Origin of the sequence: Pseudomonas idahonensis (assembly GCF_037903935.1) — a bacterium.
In the GTDB taxonomy this organism is placed as follows: Bacteria; Pseudomonadota; Gammaproteobacteria; order Pseudomonadales; family Pseudomonadaceae; genus Aquipseudomonas; species Aquipseudomonas danubii.
In genome coordinates, this window is record NZ_CP149586.1 from 1,973,755 (window position 1) to 1,996,855 (window position 23,101).

22 protein-coding genes, 6 tRNA genes and 1 pseudogene are annotated in these 23,101 nt (G+C 62.2%); 20 read left to right on the plus strand and 9 right to left on the minus strand.

The features are described 5' to 3' along the window. Positions 1-71: 71 nt before the first annotated feature. The 5 genes from WIN67_RS08975 (at position 72) to WIN67_RS08995 (ending at position 4,373) form a co-directional block, all read left to right on the plus strand. Positions 72-878, plus strand: coding sequence for an alpha/beta fold hydrolase (locus tag WIN67_RS08975; protein ID WP_102863948.1), 807 nt, complete (start codon positions 72-74; stop codon positions 876-878). After that, positions 875-1,729 carry an alpha/beta hydrolase gene (locus WIN67_RS08980; RefSeq protein WP_339071018.1) on the plus strand — a complete coding sequence of 285 codons (855 nt, stop codon included), beginning with the start codon at positions 875-877 and terminating at the stop codon, positions 1,727-1,729. The genes WIN67_RS08975 and WIN67_RS08980 overlap by 4 nt, the downstream gene beginning before the upstream one ends. A gap of 50 nt (positions 1,730-1,779) precedes the next feature. Further along, positions 1,780-2,439, plus strand: a complete 660-nt coding sequence (locus WIN67_RS08985) for a glutathione S-transferase family protein (protein WP_102878906.1) — start codon at positions 1,780-1,782, stop codon at positions 2,437-2,439. Positions 2,440-2,447: 8 nt separating this feature from the next. Continuing rightward, positions 2,448-3,251 carry a DUF4892 domain-containing protein gene (locus tag WIN67_RS08990; RefSeq protein WP_180988369.1) on the plus strand — a complete coding sequence of 268 codons (804 nt, stop codon included), beginning with the start codon at positions 2,448-2,450 and terminating at the stop codon, positions 3,249-3,251. Positions 3,252-3,320: 69 nt separating this feature from the next. Next, positions 3,321-4,373 (plus strand): AI-2E family transporter, encoded by a 1,053-nt coding sequence (locus WIN67_RS08995; protein ID WP_102863944.1) that lies wholly within the window; start codon positions 3,321-3,323, stop codon positions 4,371-4,373. Positions 4,374-4,570: 197 nt separating this feature from the next. Here the strand turns inward: WIN67_RS08995 and WIN67_RS09000 are convergent, their stop codons facing one another. Then, the gene (locus WIN67_RS09000; RefSeq protein WP_102878908.1) at positions 4,571-5,620 is read right to left on the minus strand and encodes a sensor histidine kinase; all 1,050 of its coding nucleotides are present in this window, start codon (positions 5,618-5,620) and stop codon (positions 4,571-4,573) included. Next, a complete protein-coding gene (locus tag WIN67_RS09005) occupies positions 5,620-6,381 on the minus strand; it encodes a response regulator (protein WP_102878909.1) in 762 nt (253 codons plus the stop codon). The genes WIN67_RS09000 and WIN67_RS09005 overlap by 1 nt, the downstream gene beginning before the upstream one ends. Before the next feature lie 316 nt (positions 6,382-6,697). Here WIN67_RS09005 and pyrF point away from each other — a divergent pair, with 316 nt between their 5' ends. Continuing rightward, positions 6,698-7,399: an orotidine-5'-phosphate decarboxylase gene (gene pyrF, locus WIN67_RS09010; RefSeq protein WP_162884117.1), complete on the plus strand. Its 702-nt coding sequence runs from the start codon at positions 6,698-6,700 to the stop codon at positions 7,397-7,399. Positions 7,400-7,441: 42 nt separating this feature from the next. Here pyrF and WIN67_RS09015 read toward each other — a convergent pair whose 3' ends face one another. Next, positions 7,442-8,446 (minus strand): NADP-dependent oxidoreductase, encoded by a 1,005-nt coding sequence (locus tag WIN67_RS09015; RefSeq protein ID WP_123392174.1) that lies wholly within the window; start codon positions 8,444-8,446, stop codon positions 7,442-7,444. A 237-nt stretch (positions 8,447-8,683) separates the two neighbouring features. Between WIN67_RS09015 and WIN67_RS09020 the strand changes: the two genes are divergently transcribed. From WIN67_RS09020 to WIN67_RS31080, 3 genes and pseudogenes are all read left to right on the plus strand, one after another. Further along, positions 8,684-9,445, plus strand: coding sequence for an SDR family oxidoreductase (locus WIN67_RS09020; protein ID WP_102863940.1), 762 nt, complete (start codon positions 8,684-8,686; stop codon positions 9,443-9,445). 1,082 nt (positions 9,446-10,527) lie between these two features. Beyond that, a pseudogene (locus tag WIN67_RS31075) lies at positions 10,528-10,752 on the plus strand (HAMP domain-containing protein); the annotation flags it as partial. After that, entirely contained in the window at positions 10,750-11,613 is an 864-nt protein-coding gene (locus tag WIN67_RS31080) for a methyl-accepting chemotaxis protein (RefSeq protein WP_422394723.1), read from the plus strand. The pseudogene WIN67_RS31075 and the gene WIN67_RS31080, both read left to right, overlap by 3 nt. A gap of 69 nt (positions 11,614-11,682) precedes the next feature. Here the strand turns inward: WIN67_RS31080 and WIN67_RS09030 are convergent, their stop codons facing one another. After that, entirely contained in the window at positions 11,683-12,441 is a 759-nt protein-coding gene (locus WIN67_RS09030) for a hypothetical protein (RefSeq protein ID WP_170001250.1), read from the minus strand. A gap of 379 nt (positions 12,442-12,820) precedes the next feature. Here WIN67_RS09030 and WIN67_RS09035 point away from each other — a divergent pair. From WIN67_RS09035 to WIN67_RS09060, 6 genes are all read left to right on the plus strand, one after another. After that, positions 12,821-12,896, plus strand: a tRNA-Glu gene (locus WIN67_RS09035). Positions 12,897-12,898: 2 nt separating this feature from the next. Continuing rightward, a tRNA-Gly gene (locus WIN67_RS09040) sits at positions 12,899-12,974 on the plus strand. Between the two features lie 104 nt (positions 12,975-13,078). Beyond that, positions 13,079-13,154: transfer RNA gene (locus WIN67_RS09045), tRNA-Glu, on the plus strand. 3 nt (positions 13,155-13,157) lie between these two features. Beyond that, positions 13,158-13,233: transfer RNA gene (locus WIN67_RS09050), tRNA-Gly, on the plus strand. Between the two features lie 104 nt (positions 13,234-13,337). Further along, positions 13,338-13,413: transfer RNA gene (locus WIN67_RS09055), tRNA-Glu, on the plus strand. 3 nt (positions 13,414-13,416) lie between these two features. After that, a tRNA-Gly gene (locus WIN67_RS09060) sits at positions 13,417-13,492 on the plus strand. 123 nt (positions 13,493-13,615) lie between these two features. On the opposite strand, the gene WIN67_RS09065 is transcribed toward WIN67_RS09060, so the two are convergent. Together WIN67_RS09065 and WIN67_RS09070 are read right to left on the minus strand one after the other, a co-directional pair. Then, the gene (locus WIN67_RS09065; protein ID WP_102863937.1) at positions 13,616-14,248 is read right to left on the minus strand and encodes a LysE family translocator; all 633 of its coding nucleotides are present in this window, start codon (positions 14,246-14,248) and stop codon (positions 13,616-13,618) included. Between the two features lie 43 nt (positions 14,249-14,291). Continuing rightward, positions 14,292-14,918 carry an alanyl-tRNA editing protein gene (locus tag WIN67_RS09070; RefSeq protein WP_170003439.1) on the minus strand — a complete coding sequence of 209 codons (627 nt, stop codon included), beginning with the start codon at positions 14,916-14,918 and terminating at the stop codon, positions 14,292-14,294. Positions 14,919-15,007: 89 nt separating this feature from the next. Between WIN67_RS09070 and WIN67_RS09075 the strand changes: the two genes are divergently transcribed. Next, on the plus strand, positions 15,008-15,961 hold the full coding sequence (locus WIN67_RS09075; protein ID WP_102863935.1) for a LysR family transcriptional regulator: 954 nt from the start codon (positions 15,008-15,010) through the stop codon (positions 15,959-15,961). 161 nt (positions 15,962-16,122) lie between these two features. Here the strand turns inward: WIN67_RS09075 and WIN67_RS09080 are convergent, their stop codons facing one another. Both WIN67_RS09080 and WIN67_RS09085 read right to left on the minus strand, forming a co-directional pair. Continuing rightward, on the minus strand, positions 16,123-16,530 hold the full coding sequence (locus tag WIN67_RS09080; protein WP_016968255.1) for a PA2817 family protein: 408 nt from the start codon (positions 16,528-16,530) through the stop codon (positions 16,123-16,125). Between the two features lie 85 nt (positions 16,531-16,615). Next, positions 16,616-19,063 carry an acyl-CoA dehydrogenase gene (locus WIN67_RS09085; protein ID WP_253084465.1) on the minus strand — a complete coding sequence of 816 codons (2,448 nt, stop codon included), beginning with the start codon at positions 19,061-19,063 and terminating at the stop codon, positions 16,616-16,618. Positions 19,064-19,291: 228 nt separating this feature from the next. On the opposite strand from WIN67_RS09085, the gene WIN67_RS09090 reads away from it, so the two are divergent. From WIN67_RS09090 to WIN67_RS09105, 4 genes are all read left to right on the plus strand, one after another. Beyond that, positions 19,292-19,951, plus strand: coding sequence for a transglutaminase-like domain-containing protein (locus WIN67_RS09090; protein WP_110595193.1), 660 nt, complete (start codon positions 19,292-19,294; stop codon positions 19,949-19,951). Positions 19,952-19,993: 42 nt separating this feature from the next. Continuing rightward, positions 19,994-20,617: a glutathione S-transferase family protein gene (locus tag WIN67_RS09095; protein ID WP_273924412.1), complete on the plus strand. Its 624-nt coding sequence runs from the start codon at positions 19,994-19,996 to the stop codon at positions 20,615-20,617. Positions 20,618-20,749: 132 nt separating this feature from the next. Then, positions 20,750-21,682, plus strand: a complete 933-nt coding sequence (locus WIN67_RS09100; RefSeq protein ID WP_102863931.1) for an ABC transporter ATP-binding protein — start codon at positions 20,750-20,752, stop codon at positions 21,680-21,682. Further along, positions 21,679-22,458, plus strand: coding sequence for an ABC transporter permease (locus WIN67_RS09105; protein WP_102863930.1), 780 nt, complete (start codon positions 21,679-21,681; stop codon positions 22,456-22,458). The genes WIN67_RS09100 and WIN67_RS09105 overlap by 4 nt, the downstream gene beginning before the upstream one ends. A 53-nt stretch (positions 22,459-22,511) precedes the next feature. On the opposite strand, the gene WIN67_RS09110 is transcribed toward WIN67_RS09105, so the two are convergent. Beyond that, positions 22,512-23,027: a DUF2062 domain-containing protein gene (locus WIN67_RS09110; RefSeq protein ID WP_102863929.1), complete on the minus strand. Its 516-nt coding sequence runs from the start codon at positions 23,025-23,027 to the stop codon at positions 22,512-22,514. Between the last annotated feature and the right edge of the window lie 74 nt (positions 23,028-23,101).

The following is a 23,101-nucleotide window of genomic DNA, read 5'->3' on the forward strand; positions in this document are numbered from 1 at the left end:
CGTTACGGTCATTGCCCTGGTACGGGGCCTTGCGGACAATCGTTGTTGGTTTGGTGGATGGATGAGTCGGTATGTCGCAACAGGTTTTTTTCGCTCACGCCAATGGGTTTCCCTCCGGGACTTACGGCAAGTTGTTCGCTGCCTTGGCGCCTGAATTCCAGGTCAGCCACTTGCAGCAGCACGCCCATGACCCGCGTTTTCCGGTGGACGATAACTGGCGCAGCCTGGTGGACGAATTGATTCACCACCTGCAACAGCAGGCCCAGCCGGTATGGGGCGTCGGACATTCATTGGGCGGGGTGTTGCACTTGCATGCGGCCTTGCGTTGTCCGGAACTGTATCGGGGCGTGGTCATGCTCGATTCCCCGGTGCTGACCCGTGCCGATCAATGGGTGATCCGCGCCGCCAAGCGGTTTGGTTTCATCGACCGCTTGACTCCCGCCGGGCGCACCCTGGGACGTCGTGAGGAATTTGCCGATATCGAAGCGGCCCGCAGCTACTTCTCGCGCAAGACCCTGTTTCGCGCGTTCGATCCGGACTGTCTGGACGCGTATTTGCAGCATGGCCTGCAGCAAGTGGGCGACCGCCTGCGGTTGCGCTTCGATCCGGCTACCGAGATCAGCATCTATCGCGGCGTGCCCCATACCAGCCCTGGCAGCGCCCGCCAGCTAAAGGTGCCCCTGGCGGTGGTGCGGGGGCAGCAGAGCCGGGTAGTGATGCGTCATCACACCAGTGCAGTGGGGCGCATGCCCCATGGGGAATCGCTGACCATGCCCGGCGGCCACATGTTTCCTCTTGAGCGGCCCACTGCCACGGCGGCCTTGCTCAAGGAGCTGTTCAGCCGCTGGGACGATCGCCAGCAACGGAGTTGTGCATGAGCCATACCGTCGAGGAAGTGCGCCTGAGTCTGCCCCACATCGAACTGGCGGCTCATCTGTTCGGGCCCGAGGACGGTTTACCGGTCATCGCCCTGCACGGCTGGCTGGACAACGCCAACAGCTTTGCCCGGCTGGCGCCCAAGCTCAACGGTCTGCGTATCGTTGCCCTGGACCTGGCCGGCCATGGTCATTCCGGGCATCGCCCCCTGGGGGCCGGCTATGCCTTGTGGGACTACGTGTACGACGTGCTGCAAGTCGCTGAACAGCTGGGCTGGAAGCGTTTCGCCCTGATGGGCCATTCCCTGGGGGCGATCGTATCCCTGGTGCTGGCGGCCGCGCTGCCGGAGCGGGTCAGCCACCTGGCCTTGATCGACGGGGTCATTCCACCGACCGCCAAAGGCGAGGACGCCGCCGAACGCCTGGGCATGGCCCTGCAGGCGCAAATCAACCTGCAGGACAAGAGCAAACCGGTCTATCGCACTCTGGAACGGGCCATCGAAGCACGGATGAAGGGACTGGTCGCGGTCAGTCGCGAGGCTGCCGAACTGCTGGCCCAGCGTGGCCTGATGCCGGTTGCCGGTGGCTACACCTGGCGCAGTGACAGTCGCCTGACCCTAGCCTCGCCGCTGCGGCTGACCGAGGAACAGGCCATGTCCTTCGTCCAGCGTGTCAGTTGTCCAACTCAACTGGTGGTAGCGGCCGATGGCATGTTGGCCAGGCATGAAGCGCTGTTGCAGCGTCTACCCTTTAGCCGTGAGCAGCTGCCAGGCGGCCACCATCTGCATCTCAACGATGAGACCGGTGCCCGCTTTGTCGCAGACTGTTTCAATCGGTTTTTCGCCGTTCCTTGACTTGACGGGGTCAACTGTCGAGGCTGGGCGGGTTGAAATGGGAGACAACCATGATAGATCTGTACACCGCTGCGACCCCCAATGGCCACAAGGTTTCCATCCTGCTCGAAGAGCTCGGCCTGCCCTATACCGTGCACGCCCTGAGTTTCGACAAGCGGGAGCAAAAGGCGCCAGCGTTTTTGAAGATCAATCCCAATGGACGTATTCCGGCCATCGTCGATCGCGACAATGGTGATTTCCCCGTATTCGAATCTGGCGCGATCCTGGTGTACCTGGCCGAGCGCAGTGGCCAGTTGCTGCCCGCCGACCCCAAGGGCCGCTCCATCGTCATGCAATGGCTGATGTTCCAGATGGGCGGGGTGGGGCCCATGCAGGGCCAGGCCAACGTATTCTTCCGTTATTTCCCGGAAAAGCTCCAGGGCGCCATCGACCGCTACCAGCATGAAACCCGGCGCCTGTACGAGGTGCTCGATACTCGTCTGCAGCAGGTCGAATACCTGGCCGGGGACTACAGCATTGCCGATATCGCCACCTTCCCCTGGGTGCGCGGTCATGAATGGTCCGGTGTCTCGGTACAGGGATTGCCGGCCCTGCAACGCTGGATGGCGGCCCTGGAGGCCCGGCCTGCGGTCCAGCGCGGCTTGCAGGTTCCGCAGCGCAATGATGACGCCAGCGTCGTCAAAGGCGCCCAGGCCATGCTTATCCGATGAGAGTGTTCATGCGTTCAATCAGTGCTTTGAGCTTGGCCTTGTTAAGCTCGCTGGCGCTTGCCGCCGATCTGCCGGGCAGTCATGACCTGCCTTTGGTTCCCCGTCTGACCGACGCACAAATCGTCGACTACCGCCCCGAAGTGGAGCAGGAGCGCGTCTACCCCTTGGGGTCGGTCCGCAGGATCAGCGGCCAGCTGCGTTTTGACGGACAGGTCAATGCCAGGGGCAAACTCACCGCCATTACCTACCAATTACCCGCCGAGCGCACCTCCAACGAGGCCTTCACCCTGGCCCGGGAGGCCCTGCAGAAGCAAGGGGCCGAGCTGTTGTTCTGGTGCCAGGCCAGGGATTGCGGCGAGAGCAGCCTGTGGGCCAATCAAGTGTTCGGCAACGCCAAGCTGTACGGCGCCGATGAGCAGCAGGCCTATCTGCTGTTGCGCCTGGCGGAGCCCCAGGAGAACACCCTGGTGGCCTTGTATAGCATCACCCGGGGTAATCGCCGGGCCTACCTCCATGTGGAACAGTTTGATGCTGCAGCGCCTCTGGGCGACCTGCTGCCCACCTCGGCGACCTTGCTACGGCAGCTGAAGGACACGGGAAAACTGGATCTGCCAAAACTCGCGGACCCCCAGCCCGTCTGGCTCAATCTGCTCTCTCGTGGCTTGAATCTGGACACCACGATGCGGATCAGCCTGTCCGGCAAGCAGGCTGAAGCCTGGCGCCAGGCCCTGATCAGCCAGGGCGTGCTGGCCACGCGCATGGAGACCGGCAACACCGAAGTGACCGGCTTGCACGTCGAACGGCTGCGTTAAGCTGTTTCAGGCGGCCCGCATTCGCGGGTTCGCCTACTCTTCTCTGATTCTTCTTGCGCGAGACATTTCATGCCCAATAACGATCGCCTGCTGGTGCAGATCCTGCTCCTGGTGTTGTTCGGTGCCAGCTTCTGGGTGATGGCGCCTTTCTGGTCGGCGCTGTTCTGGGGCGCGGTGCTGGCCTTTGCCAGCTGGCCTCTGATGCGATTGCTGACCCGTTGGCTCAATGGCCGCGAATCCCTGGCCGCAGCGCTGCTGACCCTGGGCTGGATGGTCCTGGTGGCGGCGCCCCTGGTCTGGCTGGGCCTCAATCTGGCGGACCATGTGCGCGATGCCACGGCCTTTATCAAGGACGTGCAGGTGGACGGGTTGCCCGAGGCTCCCGCCTGGCTCGGCGGCTTGCCATTGGTCGGGGAGCGCTTGGTGGCGTTGTGGGACAGCATCGATCAGCAGGGCGCGGCCCTGATGCTGGCGGTCAAGCCGTACCTGGGGCAGGTCGGCAACTGGTTGCTGGCCCGCAGTGCGCAGATTGGTGGGGGCATTCTTGAGCTGACCCTGAGTATTGTCTTCGTGTTTTTCTTCTACCGCGACGGTCCGCGCCTGGCGCTATTCGTGCACAAGCTGCTGGAACGCCTGATCGGTGACCGGGCCGGGTATTACATCGAACTGGTGGCCGGCACGGTGCAACGGGTGGTCAACGGAGTCATAGGCACCGCAGCGGCCCAAGGCGTGCTGGCGCTGATCGGGTTCCTGATTGCCGGCGTTCCCGGGGCGCTGGTGCTGGGTATCGTCACCTTCCTGCTCAGCCTGATTCCCATGGGACCACCCTTGGTATGGATTCCGGCTACGGCCTGGCTGGCCTGGAAGGGCGAATACGGCATGGCGGTGTTCCTGGGAATCTGGGGCACCTTCATCATCAGCGGCGTCGACAACGTGCTCAAGCCGTATCTGATCAGTCGCGGCGGCAATCTGCCCCTGGTGATCGTGCTGCTGGGCGTGTTCGGCGGCCTGATCGCCTTTGGCTTTATCGGCCTGTTTATCGGGCCGACCCTGCTGGCGGTGGCCTACAGCCTGCTGCTGGACTGGAGTGCCAGCCAGGCCCGGGCCCAGGAACCGCGCTGACGTGCGGATTGCCGCTCCCCGAGGGAGCGGCAAGGGGCCAACAGGCGGCGACGTTGACGCTGCTGCCGGGGTTCAACTGATACTGCTTGCTGAGGTTGGCGATCATCTTGCCCAAGGCTTCGGCGATGGTGGCCTGCTGGCTCTGGGCGTCGCTGTCCTGGGTATTTGAGTTTTGTCCCCGTCGCTACACAAGGCGCTCAGGGGCGGGGCAGGTGCAACACTGCAGTCAGGCCGCCGCCCGGGGTTTCGTCCAGCAGCAATTGCCCACCCATGCGCTCCGCCGCCTCGCGGGCAATGGTCATGCCCAGGCCAACGCCGCCGGAGTTGCGGTTGCGTGAGCCTTCGAGGCGGAAGAAGGGCTCGAACACGGCCTCACGCTTGTCGGCGGCAATCCCCGGCCCATGATCGATGACCCGGATCAGCAGCTGCTCACGGTTGTCTTCCAGGGTCAGGGTGGCCTGCCCGGCATAGCGCAAGGCGTTGTCCAGCAGGTTGTTGAGGCAGGACTGCAGGGCCATCGGCTGCACCAGCAGGGGCGCGCAATGGCCTTGGGCCTGTACGTCGGCGCCCTGGTCCTGGGCGTTCTCGCACAGCGACTCCACCAGCGCCTGCACATCCATCCATTGCGCCGCCTCGCTGGTGCGCTGTTCATGTAGATAGCTGAGGGTGGCATCGAGCATCTTGATCATGTCGTCCAGGTCCTGGCGCATCTGCCCTTGCAGCTTGCTGTCCTCGATCTGTTCCAGGCGCAGCTTGAGGCGTGACAGTGGCGTGCGCAGGTCATGGGACACGGCGCCGAGCATGCGCCCCCGCTGCTGAACCTGTTCCTGTATGCGTTTTTGCATCTGGTTGAAGGCGCTGGCCGCTTGTCGCGCTTCCCGGGGGCCGACTTCTTCCAGGGGCGGGCTGTCGAGATTTTCACTCAGGCGTTCCGCGGCATCGCTGAGGCGCTGGATGGGGCGCGATAGCAGCTTGGCGCCGTACCAGGCGGCGATGATCAAGGAAATGAACTGGAAAGTCAGGGGCACCAGCGGGCCACCGAACCAGGGCCGTGGCGGGCGTCTCGGGAAATGCGGTGGCTGAACTGGAGGCTGGCCATTGTTGAACGTCGCCGAATGGGGCGGCGGCGGTGGGGGCGGCGGCCCGTAATGGTGAAACCAGAAGAACGCCAGCAGGTGGGCGAGTACGATCGCGATCAGCAGGACGCCGAACAGGCGGCCGAACAGCGTATCGAAACGCCCACGCATCAGCCGATATCTCGGGCGTCGAACAGGTAGCCCTCTCCGCGCACGGTCTTGATCAACTGCGGCGATTTCGGATCATCCCCGAGCTTCTGCCGCAGACGCGAGACCAGCAGGTCGATGCTGCGATCAAAGGCTTCGATGGAGCGTCCGCGGGCGGCGTCCAGTAGTTGTTCGCGGCTCAACACCCGGCGCGGGCGCTCGATGAATACCCACAGCAGGCGGAACTCGGCATTGGACAGCGGCACCACCAGCCCATCGGCCGAGATCAGTTGGCGCAGGACGCTGTTCAGGCGCCAGCTGTCGAAGCGGATATTGGCTCGCTGTTCGCTGCGATCATCACGGACCCGGCGCAGGATGGTCTGGATTCGCGCCACCAGCTCTCGGGGTTCGAAGGGCTTGGCCATGTAGTCGTCGGCCCCCAGTTCCAGGCCGATGATGCGGTCGGTGGGTTCGCAGCGGGCGGTGAGCATGAGGATCGGAATATCCGATTCGGTGCGCAGCCAGCGGCACAGGGACAGGCCGTCCTCCCCGGGCAGCATCAGATCCAGTACCACCACGTCAAAGTGTTCGGCCTGCAGGGCCTGGCGCATTGCTGTTCCGTCGGTGACGCCACTGGCATGGATGTTGAAGCGCGCCAGGTAGTCGATCAGCAGTTCGCGGATCGGTACGTCGTCGTCGACGATCAGGGCCCGGGTGTTCCAGCGCTTGTCATCGGCATTGACTGCTGCTTTGGAGTCGTTGAGAGGGGCTGGAGTGTTGTGCATGGGGCGTTCATCTGCCAGGTAGGCTTGCCGCCACTAGAAGGTGACGGCGGGGTTGTGGCTTCAGCATAGGCGTCCGGCCCGGGGGCTGGAAGTGCTGTTCGAGGGTATTGCGGCTGGGGAGGGTAGCGTCGGGGATTGTTGCTGACGTGTCGTCAGTGTATCCGGCTTGATACAAAGTCCGCGTCTCCCGGGGGATTTGTCGGCCGGATCGGCATTCGCGACCACCGTTGAGGATGTTTTACCTTTCATCGGGTCCCGGAGCGCCACGGCTTGCGCTACAATCCGCGCCGATTTCGACTTGCCTGAGAGCCCCTTCATGTCCGCCTGCCAGACTCCTATCATCGTCGCCCTGGATTTCCCCACCCGTGACGCCGCACTGAAACTGGCCGATCAACTGGACCCGAAACTGTGCCGGGTCAAAGTCGGCAAGGAACTGTTCACCAGCTGTGCCGCCGAGATTGTCGGGACCTTGCGTGACAAGGGTTTCGAAGTGTTCCTGGACCTGAAGTTCCACGACATTCCCAACACCACCGCCATGGCGGTCAAGGCTGCTGCGGAAATGGGCGTGTGGATGGTCAACGTGCATTGCTCCGGCGGCCTGCGCATGATGGCTGCCTGCCGCGAGGTGCTGGATCAGCGCACAGGTCCCAAACCGCTGTTGATCGGCGTCACCGTGCTCACCAGCATGGAGCGTGAAGACCTGGCCGGTATCGGCTTGGATATCGAGCCCCAGGAGCAGGTCCTGCGCCTGGCCGCCCTGGCGCAGAAGGCCGGCATGGACGGCCTGGTGTGCTCGGCCCTGGAAGCCCAGGCACTGAAGAGCGCCCATCCGACTCTGCAACTGGTGACCCCGGGGATTCGTCCGGCGGGCAGCGCCCAGGACGACCAGCGGCGGATTCTCACCCCGCGTCAGGCTCTGGACGCAGGCTCCGATTACCTGGTGATTGGTCGTCCCATCAGCCAGGCGGCCGATCCGGCCAAGGCCCTGGCCGACGTAGTGGCCGAACTGGCCCTGTAACACGCCTCCTCTTGCAGGAGCCGGCTTGCCGGCTCCTGCAGGTCAGACCTTCAGTACCAGCTTGCCGAAGTTCTCGCCGCTGAACAGCTTGGTCAGCGTTTCCGGAAAGGTCTCCAGTCCTTCGACAATATCCTCCTTGCTCTTGAGCTGCCCCTTGGCCATCCAGCCGGCCATTTCCTGTCCGGCGGCGGCGAACTGCGAGGCGTAGTCCATCACCACGAACCCCTCCATGCGCGCACGGTTGACCAGCAGCGACAGGTAGTTGGCCGGTCCCTTGACCGCTTCCTTGTTGTTGTACTGGCTGATGGCGCCACAGATCACCACCCGGGCCTTGAGGTTCAGGCGGCTGAGCACGGCATCGAGAATGTCGCCGCCGACGTTGTCGAAATACACATCGACGCCTTTGGGGCACTCACGCTTGAGCCCAGCGTGCACGTCTTCGCTCTTGTAGTCGATGGCGCCGTCAAAACCCAGTTCCTCGATGAGGAACTTGCACTTGTCCTGGCCGCCGGCGATGCCCACCACCCGGCAGCCTTTGATCTTGGCGATCTGCCCGGCGATGCTGCCCACCGCGCCTGCCGCACCGGACAGCACCACGGTGTCACCGGCCTTGGGCGCGCCGACATCCAGCAGGGCGAAATAGGCCGTCATGCCGGTCATGCCCAGGGCTGAAAGGTAGCGCGGCAGAGGGGCCAGCTTGGGGTCGACCTTGTAGAAGCCCCGGGGCTCGCCCAGGAAATAGTCCTGCACACCCAGGGCACCATTGACGTAGTCGCCGACTGCGAATCCCGGGTTGTTCGAGGCAATCACCTGGCCCACCCCAAGGGCGCGCATGACCTCGCCAATCGCCACCGGCGGGATATAGGACTTGCCTTCATTCATCCAGCCGCGCATCGCCGGGTCCAGGGACAGGTATTGGTTCTTCACCAGAATCTGCCCCGCTGCCGGTTCGCCGACGGCGACCTGCTGGTAGGTAAAGGTCTCGCGGGTGGCTGCCCCGACGGGACGTTTGGCAAGCAGGAACTGGCGATTGGTCAGGGTGGTCATGACAGGCACTCAAGGGGTGAATGAAGCTCTAGTTGATAGACCCTCAAGGACGTTGTCGCAAGGTTTGCCAGTCCAGCGAATGGGAGCCAATCCAGTGTGGTGATGTAGAGAGGGGGGCGTTCATCACCAGCAGGCATAAGAGCTCAACCGGCCTTTTGATAGTGCTGACGCGACCATGGCCGGCTGTGGCTAGATTGGATTGGGTAGCTGACCCGTACTTGATCGAGGATCTTTGCAATGAGCATGACGTTTTCCGGCCAGGTGGCCCTGGTGACCGGCGCAGCCAACGGTATTGGCCGGGCGACTGCCCAGGCGTTCGCCGCAGAAGGTTTGAAAGTGGTGGTGGCGGATCTGGATGTGCTCGGAGGCGAAGAGACGGTGGCGCTTATCCAGGCGGCTGGAGGCGAGGCGCTGTTCGTGTCTTGCAACGTCACCCGGGAGGCGGATGTGCAGAACCTCATGGCCCGGACAATCGAGGCTTATGGCCGTTTGGACTATGCCTTCAACAATGCCGGGATCGAGATCGAGAAGGGGCGGTTGGCGGAAGGCTCCCTGGATGAGTTCGACGCCATCATGGGGGTCAACGTCAAAGGGGTCTGGTTGTGCATGAAGTACCAGCTGCCTCTGCTGCTTGCCCAGGGCGGTGGCGCGATCGTCAACACCGCTTCGGTGGCTGGCCTGGGCGCCGCTCCGAAGATGAGCATCTATGCGGCGTCCAAGCATGCCGTGATCGGCCTGACCAAGTCAGCGGCCATCGAGTACGCCAAAAAGAAGATTCGGGTGAATGCCGTCTGCCCGGCAGTGATCGATACCGACATGTTCCGCCGTGCCTATGAGGCTGACCCGAAGAAGGCCGAATTTGCCGCGGCGATGCACCCGGTGGGGCGTATCGGCAAAGTCGAGGAGATTGCCAGTGCGGTGCTCTATCTGTGCAGTGATGGCGCCGCTTTCACCACTGGACACGCCTTGACCGTCGACGGCGGCGCCACGGCCATCTGACTGCAGGCTCGGGCCTTGGCGCAACAGCCCGCCGGGGCCCGATGGAATCGACCTCCAGTGTCCTGAAAACGACCTCGGCGTAGCTTTTTGCCATTATTCCGACGTCAGAGACTTGTGCGCCGGTGCACGCCGTTGCGACCCTTCGCAAAGACAAAATGGCCTGATTGCCATTGGGGATTGGAAGGGGACTGCGCACCATGACTTCGGCCGCGAGTGGACGTTTTGCCAACCTGGGCATGGCAAAGAAACTGGGTATCGGTTTTGCCCTGGTGTTGCTCTTGACGGCCCTGGTGGCCGGCATCGGCGTTTGGTCCCTGCAAACCGTCAGCCAGCGTTTCGATGGCCTCAAGCAGATGTCCCAGCTCAACAGTGGCGTGCTCAAGGTGCGACTGCTGGAGCAGGACTATGCCTTGCACGGCGACAGCAAGACGGTGGACAGCCTGCATGAAAGCCTGGATGCACTGTTGCTCCTGGCCCAGCAGCTCAAGGGGCAGTCGACCGCCAACCAGTCAGTGATGGGGGAGGTCGAGCTGGCGCTGGCGGACTACCGCAAGGCCTTCGATGAATTCGTCGAGCTGACCCAGGCCAAGGACCTGGCCCTGGAAATGGCCAGTTGGTCGGTGTCCAGTGTGGCCAACAACCTTGATGTGCTGCAGGCCGGTCTGGCGGATGACGGCGCCTATACGCTCAAGGATTCCCAGGGCAAGGAGGGCGCGGAGTTCATCGAACAGGCCAATCAGATCAGCCAGGTTTCGCGCCTGATGCTGCAAGCCATGAACGAAGCTCGGGTGCGCCTGGACCAGAATCGCAAGGGGGATGAGCAAGGCAGTGCCGAGCAGGGCAATATCGAGCAGGCCGAGCAGGCCCTGGCTCAAGCCGAGCAGTTGAAGAGCGCAGTCAAGGATGGGGGCTACCAGACGGTGCTCAACGAGGTCGCTGGGCACATCGGCAACTTCAGCGAAAAACTCAACGAATACACCGGCCTGTTGGCTCAGGAGAAGCAGGTCTATCAGACGTTGCATGAGCGCGCCGCCCAGGTGATGGCACGGGTCGACCAGGCTTATGCCGCTGAAGATCTGTCGATGCAGGGGGAGCTGGAGAAAAACACCCTGCTGATCATCGGCTCCTCTGCCTTGGCATTGCTGGTGGGACTGCTGGCGGCCTTGAGCATCACTCGCCTGATCGTTCGTCCGCTACGCAGTGTGATGCATGTGGCCCAGCAGATCGCGGCGGGGGACCTGAGTGCCACGGTGGTGGTCACCCGGCGTGACGAGATCGGCCAGTTGATGCAGGCGATGCAGCAGATGGGCAGTGGCCTGAGCGGTATCGTCAGTGGCCTGCAGGCCGGGATCGAGCAACTGGCCAGTTCGGCCCAGTCACTGTCCTCGGTGACCGAGCAGACCAACCTTGAAGTCAGTACCCAGAAGGAAGAAACCGAGCAGGTGGCCACCGCCATGAATCAGATGACCGCCACGGTGCACGATGTGGCGCGCAATGCCGAGCAAGCGGCCCAGGCCGCCCAGGCGGCGGATGACAAGGTGGAGAGTGGCCAGCAGGTCGTGCGCCAGAGCATGCAACGCATCGAGCAGTTGGCGGATTCCGCGACCCGGGCCAGCAGCGGCATCGAGAGCCTGAGCGCAGAGATCGACAACATCGGCAGCGTGCTGGATGTCATCAAGAGCGTTGCCGAGCAGACCAACCTGCTGGCCCTCAATGCCGCCATCGAGGCGGCAAGGGCGGGGGAGCAGGGCAGGGGCTTTGCGGTGGTGGCCGATGAAGTGCGGGCCTTGGCCAAACGTACCCAGCAGTCCACCGAGGAGATCACGCGTCTGGTGACGGCATTGCATGCCGCTGCCGACTCTTCCGTGCAGCAGATCCAGAGCAGCGGCGAGCTGGTGAAGCTGGCGGTCAGCGATGCCCTGCAGACTGAAAGTGCCCTGGGCAGCATTGCCGCGGCGGTGTCGTTGATTCAGCAGATGAACCAGCAGATTGCCGCTGCCGCCGAACAGCAGAGTTCGGTGGCTGAAGAGATCAATCGCAGTGTCACCAGCATTCGTGCCAGTGCCGACCAGTCTTCCCTGGCCATGCAAGGCAATGCTGCGTCGAGCATCGAGCTGGCGCAGTTGGGTGTGGAGTTGAAGGGGATGGTGGGGCATTTCCGCTTGTAGCGGCGAAGAGGGCGCTGTTGCATCGAACCCCTGCCTGGCGCTGGATGCGCCAGGCGGGGGTTTTTCATATCAGTCGTAGATGGCTTTCTTCTTCCAGTCGGCGTCGGCTTCCACGGTCTTCAGGCCTTGGGTCAGCTCGTTGTCCTCGTCTGGCGCGGGCTCCAGGGTCGACAGCACCATGGCGTTGGCACGGGCCAGGAGCTTATCCAGGTATTCCAGCTGTTCCTTGTAGACCGCCGGGTCCGGTTGCTTGCGCAGGTATTGCACGCCGCGTTCGAAGGCCAGGCGGGCCTGGCCCGGCTGGTTCTGTTGCAGGGCGTATTGCCCCAGGTTGTTGAAGAACTCGATATGCAGCAACACCAGGATATGGCGGATCTCCTTGATCCAGCGCTTGGCTTCATTGGGTTGCAGGAAGCCATCGTGGGCGGCACGGGTGACCTGGCCGTGCATGGCCTCCAGCAGGAAGCGAACATCCTTGGCCTTGGCTTCGGTCTGGATCGGCGACGGTGGATTGTTCACCGGAATCGATTCGCCCTGTCCCACCAAGGTATTGAGCTCGGCCAGACGCGCCTTGAGAGCGCTATCTGCCTTGTCGAGGTTGAGCATGCGCTGCACAACGTTGAGTTCCAGGCGTGTCAGCAGCAGCTTGAGGGCCGGTGACATGAACTGGCCGGGGAAGGTTTCGGTGATCTCGCCGCAGCGACGCAGGCGATCATTGAGTTCGACTTTGGTGCGGGCCTTTTCCAGTTTGTTGTTTTCCACCACATGGTTCATGTAGCCAATGGCGATCAATAGTGCGATCCCGGCTATTACCAGCAGGGTGATCATGAGTGGTGTCACCGTTAAAACCTCGTTATAGGATTCGCGTGCGAGTGTAGTGGCTTGGCATTTAGACGCATAGCGCCGCTCGACGAGCCGGGCATGAGTTGTGCTGCTTATATAGGTATAGAACCACCAGGGTGAGCCCCAGGTTCAAATTGCCATCACCGGCTGCGGGGGACTATAGCGTCTTGTCGAGTGCCAGAATATAGGCGTCAAAGCGCGGACGGCAGAAAAGCCCGAAGTGAGCCTAAAACCACTCCGAAGTCATTGATTTAAATAAAATTATATCTGGGGGTTGACGGCCTCCCAAAGCATCCATAGAATGCGCGCCACTTTCAACGGAAAGCAAAGCGCGAAACGTTGAAGGTAGTGAATGTTGTAGCGTGTCCCCTTCGTCTAGTGGCCTAGGACACCGCCCTTTCACGGCGGTAACAGGGGTTCGAGTCCCCTAGGGGACGCCAATGCGGGAATAGCTCAGTTGGTAGAGCACGACCTTGCCAAGGTCGGGGTCGCGAGTTCGAGTCTCGTTTCCCGCTCCAATTTTAAACGGCACTGCTTTCGGGCGGGGTCGAGTGAAACCAGAACCAAGTCTTCGGATGCGGATCTGGACACCGAAACACACACCATGTGTTCCGGGTAGCGTGTCCCCTTCGTCTAGTGGCCTAGGACACCGCCCTTTCACGGCGGTAACAGGGGTTCGAGTCCCCTAGGGGACGCCATTTGCGGGAATAGCTCAGTTGGTAGAGCACGACCTTGCCAAGGTCGGGGTCGCGAGTTCGAGTCTCGTTTCCCGCTCCAATTTTAAACGGCACTGCTTTCGGGCGGGGTCGAGTGAAACCAGAACCAAGTCTTCGGATGCGGGTCTGGACACCGAAACACACACCATGTGTTCCGGGTAGCGTGTCCCCTTCGTCTAGTGGCCTAGGACACCGCCCTTTCACGGCGGTAACAGGGGTTCGAGTCCCCTAGGGGACGCCATTTGCGGGAATAGCTCAGTTGGTAGAGCACGACCTTGCCAAGGTCGGGGTCGCGAGTTCGAGTCTCGTTTCCCGCTCCAATTTCACAAAAACGCCGCTCACTGAGCGGCGTTTTTTTTGTCTGCGATTCAACGCTTCGTCCTGCCATGGACAAAAAAAGGCCCGCCAGTCAGACGACTGTGCGGGCCTTTGTCGTGGGTCGCTTACAGCGACAGCAGCAGGCGTCCGGCGAACAGCAGCAGGATCAGCCCCATGCAGCGCTCGAACCAGTGGCCCAGGCGCATGAACAGCAGGCGGACCCGGGTGCTGGAAAAGAACAGCGCGACGATGACGAACCACAGCGCGTTCACCAGGCACATCCAGGCGCCATACAGCGCCTGAATGCTCAACGGCGTGGTGGCGCTGACCAGGGTGGTGAAGATCGCCAGGAAAAACAGGGTCGCCTTGGGGTTGGTGGCGTTGGTCAGAAAACCGGTGATAAAGGCCCGCAGCAACGTCTGCTGCGGTTCATCCGGCGCGGTGTCGCCTGGGATGCTGGTCTTGGCCTTGCTGCGCAACAGGCTGACGCCCAAGTACAGAATGTAGGCCGCGCCCAGCAGTTTGGCGGCGCTCAGCAGCCAGGGCGTCGCGTGCATCAGTGCGCCGACCCCCAGCAGGGTGTAGAGCACATGCACCGAAATGCCGGCGCCGATTCCCAGGGCGGTACAGACACCGGTCATTCGGCCAAAGCGCACGCTCTGGCGAATGGTGACTGCAAAGTCCGGGCCCGGGGCGACCACGGCAAGAAAGTGAACGACGGCCAGGGCAAGAAATTCCCCAAGATAATTGGACAGCATGCGGACTCCGCAAGGCAGGAAGGTGGGTAAAAGCGTGGGTGGCTCAGCCGAGGCTGTAGCTGACTGAAAGGGTGCCTTTTTTCTCCGCGACCGAGTCGATGAGCACCCGTCCCAGCTGTTGCAGGTGCTGGACGTGAGTGCCGCCGCAACCGTAGGCGGGCAACTGGCCGAAGCTGATCTGGCGCGATCCGGCGGCCAGGGAAATATGCCGGGGAAAATCCTCGCTGATCCATTGTGCGAGGGCGTTCTGCACTCGGGCGCAGTCGATTGCCTGAGGCTGTTCGCCGGGCTTGAACGACACCCGTCCCTCGTTCGGCCAGTGATGAGCCTTGATCGGAATCCAGCCCAGGCTCTGCACGAAGTGGCCAATCAAGTGTCCGGCGGAGTGCATGCGGCTGTTGAACAGGCGCTGCTCTTCATCGACGCGAGCTTCATGGCTTCCCGGCGTCAGCGGCTGGGTCAGGTAATGCACGATCTGCTCGCCTTCCTGGGTGACTCGCAGCACGCGGGCCTCGCCAATCCAGCCCGTGTCGCTGGGTTGGCCGCCACCCTGGGGATGAAAGGGCGTGGCGTGCAAGGTCGCGGCGAACAGATCGTCCCGGGGCACGCAGGTCAGCAGTTCTACCGGGGCAGTCAGCAGGTCGTGTTCGAAGTACAGGCGAAGCGTCATTTCTCAAACCCTGGAACCAAGTGTTTTTTTATTATGAGGCTTGGGTAATTGCGTGATAATCCGTTCAAAACTCAATGGACTATTGCGTCATGAGCATAAATCTCCCCCTGCCTTTACTGGCAGAAATGGCCATCTTCGTCAGGGTCGTAGAAACCGGCAGCTTTTCCGAAGCAGCGCGTCAGCTGGGTTCCTCGCCGTCGGCGGTAAGCCGCAGCATCTCGCGGCTGGAGAAGGCCCTGGCCACGCGCCTGCTGCAACGCACCACCCGCAAGTTGCGCTTGAGCGACGGCGGCGAAGAGGTTTTCAAGCGCTGCAGCGAGATGGTCAGTGCGGCCCGTTCGGTCATGGAGATCAGCGGTCAGTTCACCCACGAGGCCGAGGGCGTGGTGCGGGTCAGTGTGCCCAAGGCAGTGGGGCGCTTCGTGGTGCATCCCCATATGCCGGAGTTTCTTCGGCGCTACCCGAAGGTGGATGTCGAACTGCTGCATGAAGACAGGGATATCGACCTGATTGAAGACAATGTCGACCTGGCGATTCGCATCACCGATCGCCCGCCGCCAGGTTTGATTGGTCGTCAGTTGTTGCGCATTGATCACCTGCTGTGTGCCACCCCGCAGTACCTGGCGCAGCAGGGCACGCCGCAGCATCCTCAGGACCTGCGCCAGCACAGTTGCATCTATCTTGGCGAAACCCCCAGCGATGCGCGGTGGAAGTTCACTCAAGGCGGCAAGGCGGTGACTGTCGGTGTGCGCGGGCGTTATGCCGCCAACCACACAGGGGTGCGCCTGGATGCGGTGCTGCAGCATCTGGGCATTGGCAGCCTGCCGTATTTCACCGCGCGGCATGCTCTGGAACAGGGGCTGATTGTCCAGGTGTTGCCGGAGTGGACCTTTCTTGCGTCCTATCACGGCGGTGCCTGGCTCCTGCATTCGCCAACCCGCTACCTGCCGCCCAAGCTGCGGGTCTTCATCGACTATCTGGTGGAGTGCCTGGCTCGGGAGCCGACCTTGAACCGCCCCGGCAAAGCCGAACGCATCTTGTAGAAACTGTCGGCTTGCCAGCGAAGATGCCTTTGAGGGCGATGCAAAAACCCAAGGGCCTCTTCGCCGGCAAGCCGGCTCCTACGAGGACGACGCGATAAGGCGGACATAAAAAAGGCCCGCCGGAAAAGCCGGGCGGGCCTTGGCTGCGCGAGGCGCGGCAATCAGTGCTTGCTGTCCTGGGCGGAGAGCGCCAGCAGCTGTTTTTCCTGGTTCCAGTCGAAGGGCTCGTCGTTCTGCTCGGCTTCGAAACGGCGTTCTTCCAGGGCCTGGTACAGGTCGATTTCTTCATCGGGCATGTAGTGCAGGCAGTCACCGGCGAAGAACCACAGCAGGTCGCGAGGCACCAGATGAGCGATCTGCGGATAGCGCTGCATGATCTGGCACAGCAGGTCCTGGCCCAGGTACTGGCTTTCGATCGGGTCGATCGGCAGCGAGGCGCGCAGTTCATCGAAGCGCTCCAGGAACAGCGCATGGCTTTCTTCGGGAACCTGTTCGGCTTCTCCCACCGCCACCAGGATGCTGCGCAGGTGGTCCAGGAGGACGAGATGATCGGCGACGACGTTGGACATGACAGGGTCCTCAAGAGCAAAACGGGCGCGGGAGTATATAGCCCTCGCGCCCGGTTTCATAATCGACCTGTCCCAAGGGGCCCGTTTAGCGGGTCTTGCCCTCGCTCAAGGTCAGTTCCTCCTTGGCGAAATCATCCACATCGATGACTTTGCGTCGCGCCGCTTCGGCGTCCCGCAGGCTCTGGGCTTCGGCCGCTTGCAGCACGCCGGCGTCCAGGGCCGCATCGATGGGCGACTCGCCCGCCGCCGGTTTGACTTGGCCGCTTTTCAGCGCTTCGTGGAGTTTTTTCTGCAGCGGATGGGTCGCGCTCAGCAGGTCGCAGGCGTGCTGCAGGGCGCCTACCGGATCGTCCGTGGATTGCGGGCGATAGCAGCCGGCGAGCACAGCTTCCAGGGCCGGGTCGCCCTGGGCGCGGCCAATGATCGCCGCCACTTCGGCATCCAGGCGGTCCGACGGCCCGGTATGGCGACGGCCGAAGGGGAACACCAATACCCGTAGCAGGCAGCCGAACACTCGGCTGGGGAAGTTGCTGAGCAACTCGTCCAGGGCACGTTCGGAGTGGCCAAGGCTTTCTTCCAGGGCCCAGGCCAGCAGGGGCCGCAGGTACTCCGGTGAATCCAGATCGTGGTAGCGCTTGAGCGCCGCCGAGGCCAGGTACAGGTGGCTGAGCACGTCGCCCAGGCGAGCCGACAGGCGCTCGCGGCGCTTGAGCTCGCCCCCCAGCAGCATCATGGACACGTCGGCCAGCAGAGCGAAGGCCGCAGCCTGGCGGTTCAGGGCGCGGAAGTAGCCTTGGCTGAGCTTGTCTCCCGGGGTTTGTTCGAAGTGGCCCAGGCCCAGGTTCAGCACCAGGGTGCTGGCGGCGTTGCTCACGGCAAAACCAATGTGCTGCAGCAGCAGGGCATCGAATTCCTGCAGGGCCTGGTCATGGTCCTCGCGTCCGGCCAGGGCCATTTCCTTGAGCACGAACGGATGGCAGCGGATGGCCCCCTGGCCAAAGATCATCAGGTTGCGCGAGAGGATATTGGCGCCTTCCACGGTGATGAAGATCGGCGCGCCCTGCCAACTGCGGCCCAGGTAGTTGTTGGGCCCCATGATGATGCCCTTGCCACCGTGCACGTCCATGGCGTGGCTGATGCACTCGCGTCCGCGCTCAGTGAGGTGGTACTTGAGAATGGCCGACAGCACCGAGGGTTTCTCTCCCAGGTCCACGGCGTTGGCGGTCAGCATGCGCGCGCTGTCCATCAGCCAGGCATTGCCGCCGAGGCGGGCCAGGGCCTCCTGAATCCCCTCGAAGGCGCTGAGGGGCACATTGAACTGCTCCCGTACCTGGGCGTACTGGCCGGTCACCAGGCTGGTGAACTTGGCGGCGCCGGTGCCCACCGCCGGTAGGGAGATCGAGCGTCCCACCGACAGGCAGTTCATCAGCATCATCCAGCCTTTGCCGAGCATTTCCCGGCCGCCGATCAGGTAGTCCAGGGGAATGAACACGTCCTTGCCGGAATTGGGGCCGTTCATGAAGGCCGCGCCCAGGGGCAGGTGGCGGCGGCCGATCTCGACCCCCGGGGTATCGGTAGGGATCAGCGCCAGGCTGATGCCCAGGTCTTCCTCGTCCCCCAGCAGGTGATCCGGGTCGTGGGCCTTGAAGGCCAGCCCCAGCAGGGTGGCCACCGGGCCCAGGGTGATGTAGCGCTTTTCCCAGTTCAGGCGCAGGCCGAGGGTTTCCTCGCCTTGCCATTGGCCCTTGCAGATGATGCCGGTGTCGGGCATGGCTCCTGCGTCGGAGCCTGCCAATGGGCCGGTGAGGGCGAAGCAGGGGATGTCGTCGCCACGAGCCAGGCGCGGCAGGTAGTGGTTGCGTTGTTCTTCGGTGCCGTAATGCAGCAGCAGTTCCGCCGGGCCCAGGGAGTTGGGGACCATGACCGTGGAGGCCAGGTCGCCGCTGCGGGTCGCCAGCTTCATCGCTACCTGAGAGTGGGCGTAGGCGGAAAAACCCTTGCCGCCGTACTCCTTGGGAATGATCAGGGCAAAGAAGCCATGTTCCTTGATATGGGTCCAGGCCGCGGGCGGCAGGTCCATGTGCTGGCCAATCTGCCAGTCACTGACCATGGCGCAGAGTTCCTCGGTGGGACCGTCGATAAAGGCTTGTTCTTCATCGGTCAACTGGGCCTTGGGGTAGGCCAGCAAGGTGTTCCAGTCCGGACGGCCGCTGAACAGCTCGCCGTCCCACCACACGGTGCCGGCGTCGATGGCGTCGCGCTCGGTCTGCGACATCGGCGGCAGGACTTTCTGGAACCAGGCGAACAGCGGTGCGCTGAAGTACTTGCGTCGCAGGTCCGGCAGCAGCAAAGGCGCGGCGACGGCCGCCAGCACTACCCAGAAAACCAGCAACAACCAGCCGGGTGCTCGGCTGAAGGCGCCCATGGCCAGCAGGAAAACGGCCACTGCGCCCAGGGCGGGCAGAGGGGCAGTGCGGCGGTGCGCCAGGTAGGCCACTCCAACCAGCAGAACCAGTATCCACAACAACAGCATATTCAATCCTCCATGAAACCAGGGGCCAAATCACCATCAGAGCTTAGTCGGCCTCCGACAAAGCGGGTGATCGGTGCGGTGCGAGTACAGCGGTCGACTTTGCCGTCGAGCCAAGGCTGGCAAAACCGGTCCGATTGGATCGAGCCGACCCTGACCTTTGGCCGAAACGTCGTTATTGCTGGGACGCACGCCTCGATAGACTCCAGGCTTCGCTCGGAGGTTTTGCCCATGCACGAGTACCTGCGTCCCAGCCGCTTCATCGATAGTGACCACCCTGCAGTGGTGGAGTTCGCCGAATCTCATCGCGGTGCCAGTGGTGATCCGCGACAGCAGGCGGTGAGCCTGTACTACGCCGTGCGTGAGGCCGTGCGCTACAACTTCTATTCCTTCAGCCGCGACCCCGAGACCTTGCGAGGCAGCCATGCCCTGGCCAGCGGCGAAAGCTATTGCGTGCCCAAGGCCACTTTGCTCGCCGGCTGCGCCCGGCATTGCGGGATTCCGGCGCGTATCGGTCTGGCGGATGTGCGCAATCATCTGTCGACGCCCCGTCTGCTGGAGTTGCTGCGCAGCGATGTGTTCGCCATGCACGGCTACACCGAGTTGTACCTGCACGGACGCTGGGTCAAGGCGACGCCGGCGTTCAATCAGAGTCTGTGCGAGTTGTTCGACGTGGCGCCGCTGGATTTTGACGGTGTGCAGGACAGTGTTTTCCACCCCTTCAACCGCCAGGGTGACCAATCCATGGAGTACCTGGTGGACCATGGGCGCTTCGCCGATGTGCCGCAAAGCCTGTTCTTTAGCCACCTGGAAAAGTGCTACCCCCATCTGTTCAATGAGCAGAACCCTGTGTCGCTGGGGGACATGCACGGCGATTTGAGTCGCGGCTGATCAGGCGTAGACTGCCCCGGCATTCATTACTGAGGGATGGTCATGCTGAAGATCTGGGGTCGCAAGAACTCGTCGAACGTCAGGAAGGCGTTGTGGTGCGCTGAAGAATTGGCGCTGGCCTATGAGTCCCTGGATGCCGGCGGTGCCTTCGGCCTAGTGGACACCCCGGAATATCGGGCGCTGAACCCCAATGGGCGCATCCCAATGATTGAAGACGATGGCTTCGTGCTCTGGGAGTCCAACAGCATCGTGCGTTACCTGGCGGCCCGGCATGCCGCCAATAGCCACTGGTATCCGGCCGATGTGCAGGCCCGGGCCAGTGCCGAGAAGTGGATGGACTGGACCACCTCGACCTTCGCCGAACCGTTCCGGCAGTTGTTCTGGGGCGTGTTGCGTACCCCCGAGGCGCAGCAGGACTGGCAACAGATCAATGCCGCCAAGGCCACTTGCGCCGAGTTGCTGTCCCGGGTCGATCAGGCGTTGGCTGGGCAGCCCTATCTGTCGGGAGAAGAAATCGGCGTGGGCGATATCCCGCTGGGCAGCTTCATCTATGCCTGGTTCGAGATGCCCATCGAGCGGCCTTCGATGCCCCATCTTGAGGCCTGGTACCAGCGCTTGAAGCAGCGTCCGGCCTATCGTCAGGCGGTGATGACCGCGTTGACTTAATACCCACTATCGATACGCGTGACTGTACTTGCGTGGCCTCGACCCGCAACATGGCGAGCGCCTGGCGTCGTTGCAATCCAGCCAGGCTGCCCTCACTTATACAATTCCCTCTTCTTGGTGCATGAATCCGATATGAGTTCCGCTCTGTCCATCCGGCAGCTAACCAAAACCTACGGCAACGGTTTCCAGGCCCTGAGTGGTATCGATCTGGATGTCGCCGAAGGTGACTTTTTCGCCCTGCTTGGTCCTAACGGGGCCGGTAAATCCACCACCATCGGCATTCTTTCGACCCTGGTGAACAAGACCAGCGGCACCGTGAATGTCTTCGGTCACGACCTGGATCGTGAGCCTGCGGCGCTCAAGCGCTGCATCGGCGTGGTGCCGCAGGAGTTCAACTTCAACCAGTTCGAGAAGACCTTCGACATCGTCGTCACTCAGGCCGGCTATTACGGCATTCCGGCGAAGATCGCCAAGGAGCGGGCCGAGCAGTACCTGACCCAGCTCGGCCTCTGGGACAAGCGCGATGTGCCTTCGCGCTCCCTGTCCGGCGGCATGAAGCGCCGCCTGATGATCGCTCGTGCGCTGGTGCATGAGCCGCGCCTGCTGATCCTCGACGAACCCACTGCCGGGGTCGATATCGAGCTGCGCCGTTCGATGTGGAGCTTCCTCACCGAGCTCAATCAGAAAGGCATCACCATCATCCTCACCACCCATTACCTGGAAGAGGCTGAGCAGCTGTGCCGCAACATCGGCATCATCGACCACGGCACCATCGTCGAGAACACCAGCATGCGGCAGTTGCTGGGCCAGTTGCATGTGGAAACCTTCCTTCTCGATCTCAAGCACGATCTCAGTGTGGCGCCGCAACTGGCGGGCTACCCGACCCGGCTGGTGGACAGCCACACCCTGGAAGTCCAGGTGGACAAGGCTGTTGGGATTACGGCGCTGTTCGGTCAACTGGCCCTGCAGAACATCGAGGTCTTGAGCCTGCGTAACAAAACCAACCGACTTGAGGAGTTGTTCGTGTCCTTGGTGGAGAAGAATCTGTCGAAGGTGGCGGTATGAGTTCTGAGTTGAAACCCAATCTGGTGGCGCTCAACACCATTGTCTATCGCGAGGTCCGACGCTTTACCCGGATCTGGCCACAGACCCTGCTGCCGCCGGCCATTACCATGGTTCTGTACTTCGTCATCTTCGGTAATCTGATCGGTCGGCAGATTGGCGACATGGGTGGTTTCACCTACATGGAGTACATCGTGCCGGGGCTGATCATGATGTCGGTGATCACCAACTCCTACGGCAACGTGGTGTCGAGCTTCTTCGGCAGCAAGTTCCAGCGCTCCATCGAGGAATTGATGGTGTCGCCGGTATCGCCCCACACCATTCTCATCGGCTACACCCTGGGTGGGGTCCTGCGGGGCTTGATGGTGGGAATCATCGTGACCCTGTTGTCGTTGTTCTTCACCAAGCTGCAGGTGCATCACTTGGGTGTGACCGTGCTGGTGGTGGTGCTGACGGCAACCATCTTCTCGCTGCTGGGCTTTATCAACGCGGTGTTTGCGCGCAACTTCGACGATATCTCGATTATCCCGACCTTCGTGCTGACGCCCCTGACCTACCTGGGCGGCGTGTTCTACTCGATCAATCTGCTGCCGCCGTTCTGGCAGACCGTGTCCCTGGCCAACCCGGTGCTGCACATGGTCAACGCCTTCCGTTTCGGCATTCTCGGGGTTTCGGACATCAAGATCAGTGTGGCCATCACCTTCATGCTGGTGGCCACCGTGGTGCTTTATATCGGTTGTGCCCGACTGCTGGTCAGCGGCCGCGGCATGCGTCAGTAAACGCCGTGATGGTGTACTGAAAACGGCCTCCTTTGGGAGGCCGTTTTCGTTTGTCATCGCCGCTGTTGCTTGCGTCTGTGCCATTGGCGGCCGACCCACCAGCGCCAGTAGAGCATGGTCAGGCAATAGGCCAGGGCTCCCAGCACCAATCCGGCCACCACCGAGCCGAGAAGGAAGGGTTGCCACAGGGTACTGAGCTGGCTGCTGATCCATTCCCAGGTCAGTTCGTCGGGCAAGGTACGCGTCGGCACATTCATCAGCCAGGCGCCCAGTTGATAGGTGCAGAAGAACACCGGCGGCATGGTAATGGGGTTGGTCAGCCAGACCAGGCTGACGCTGATGGGCATGTTGCTCCGCAGCCAGATGGCCAGTACCGCGGCCAGCAGCATCTGCATCGGGATCGGGATAAAGGCGGCGAACAGGCCTACAGCCATGGCTCGGGCTACCGAGTGCCGATTGAGGTGCCAGAGGTTGGCGTCATGCAACAGGGTGCCAAGAAAGCGTAAGGACTTGTGTTCCCGGATGCTGACCGGATCTGGCATGTAACGTTTGAATAAGTGCCGGGGCATAAGGCTTCTCGGTCAGGTCAGACGAGGATTATGACTGGATTCTAGCCAGCGCAAATTCAGACATTGTGACAAAT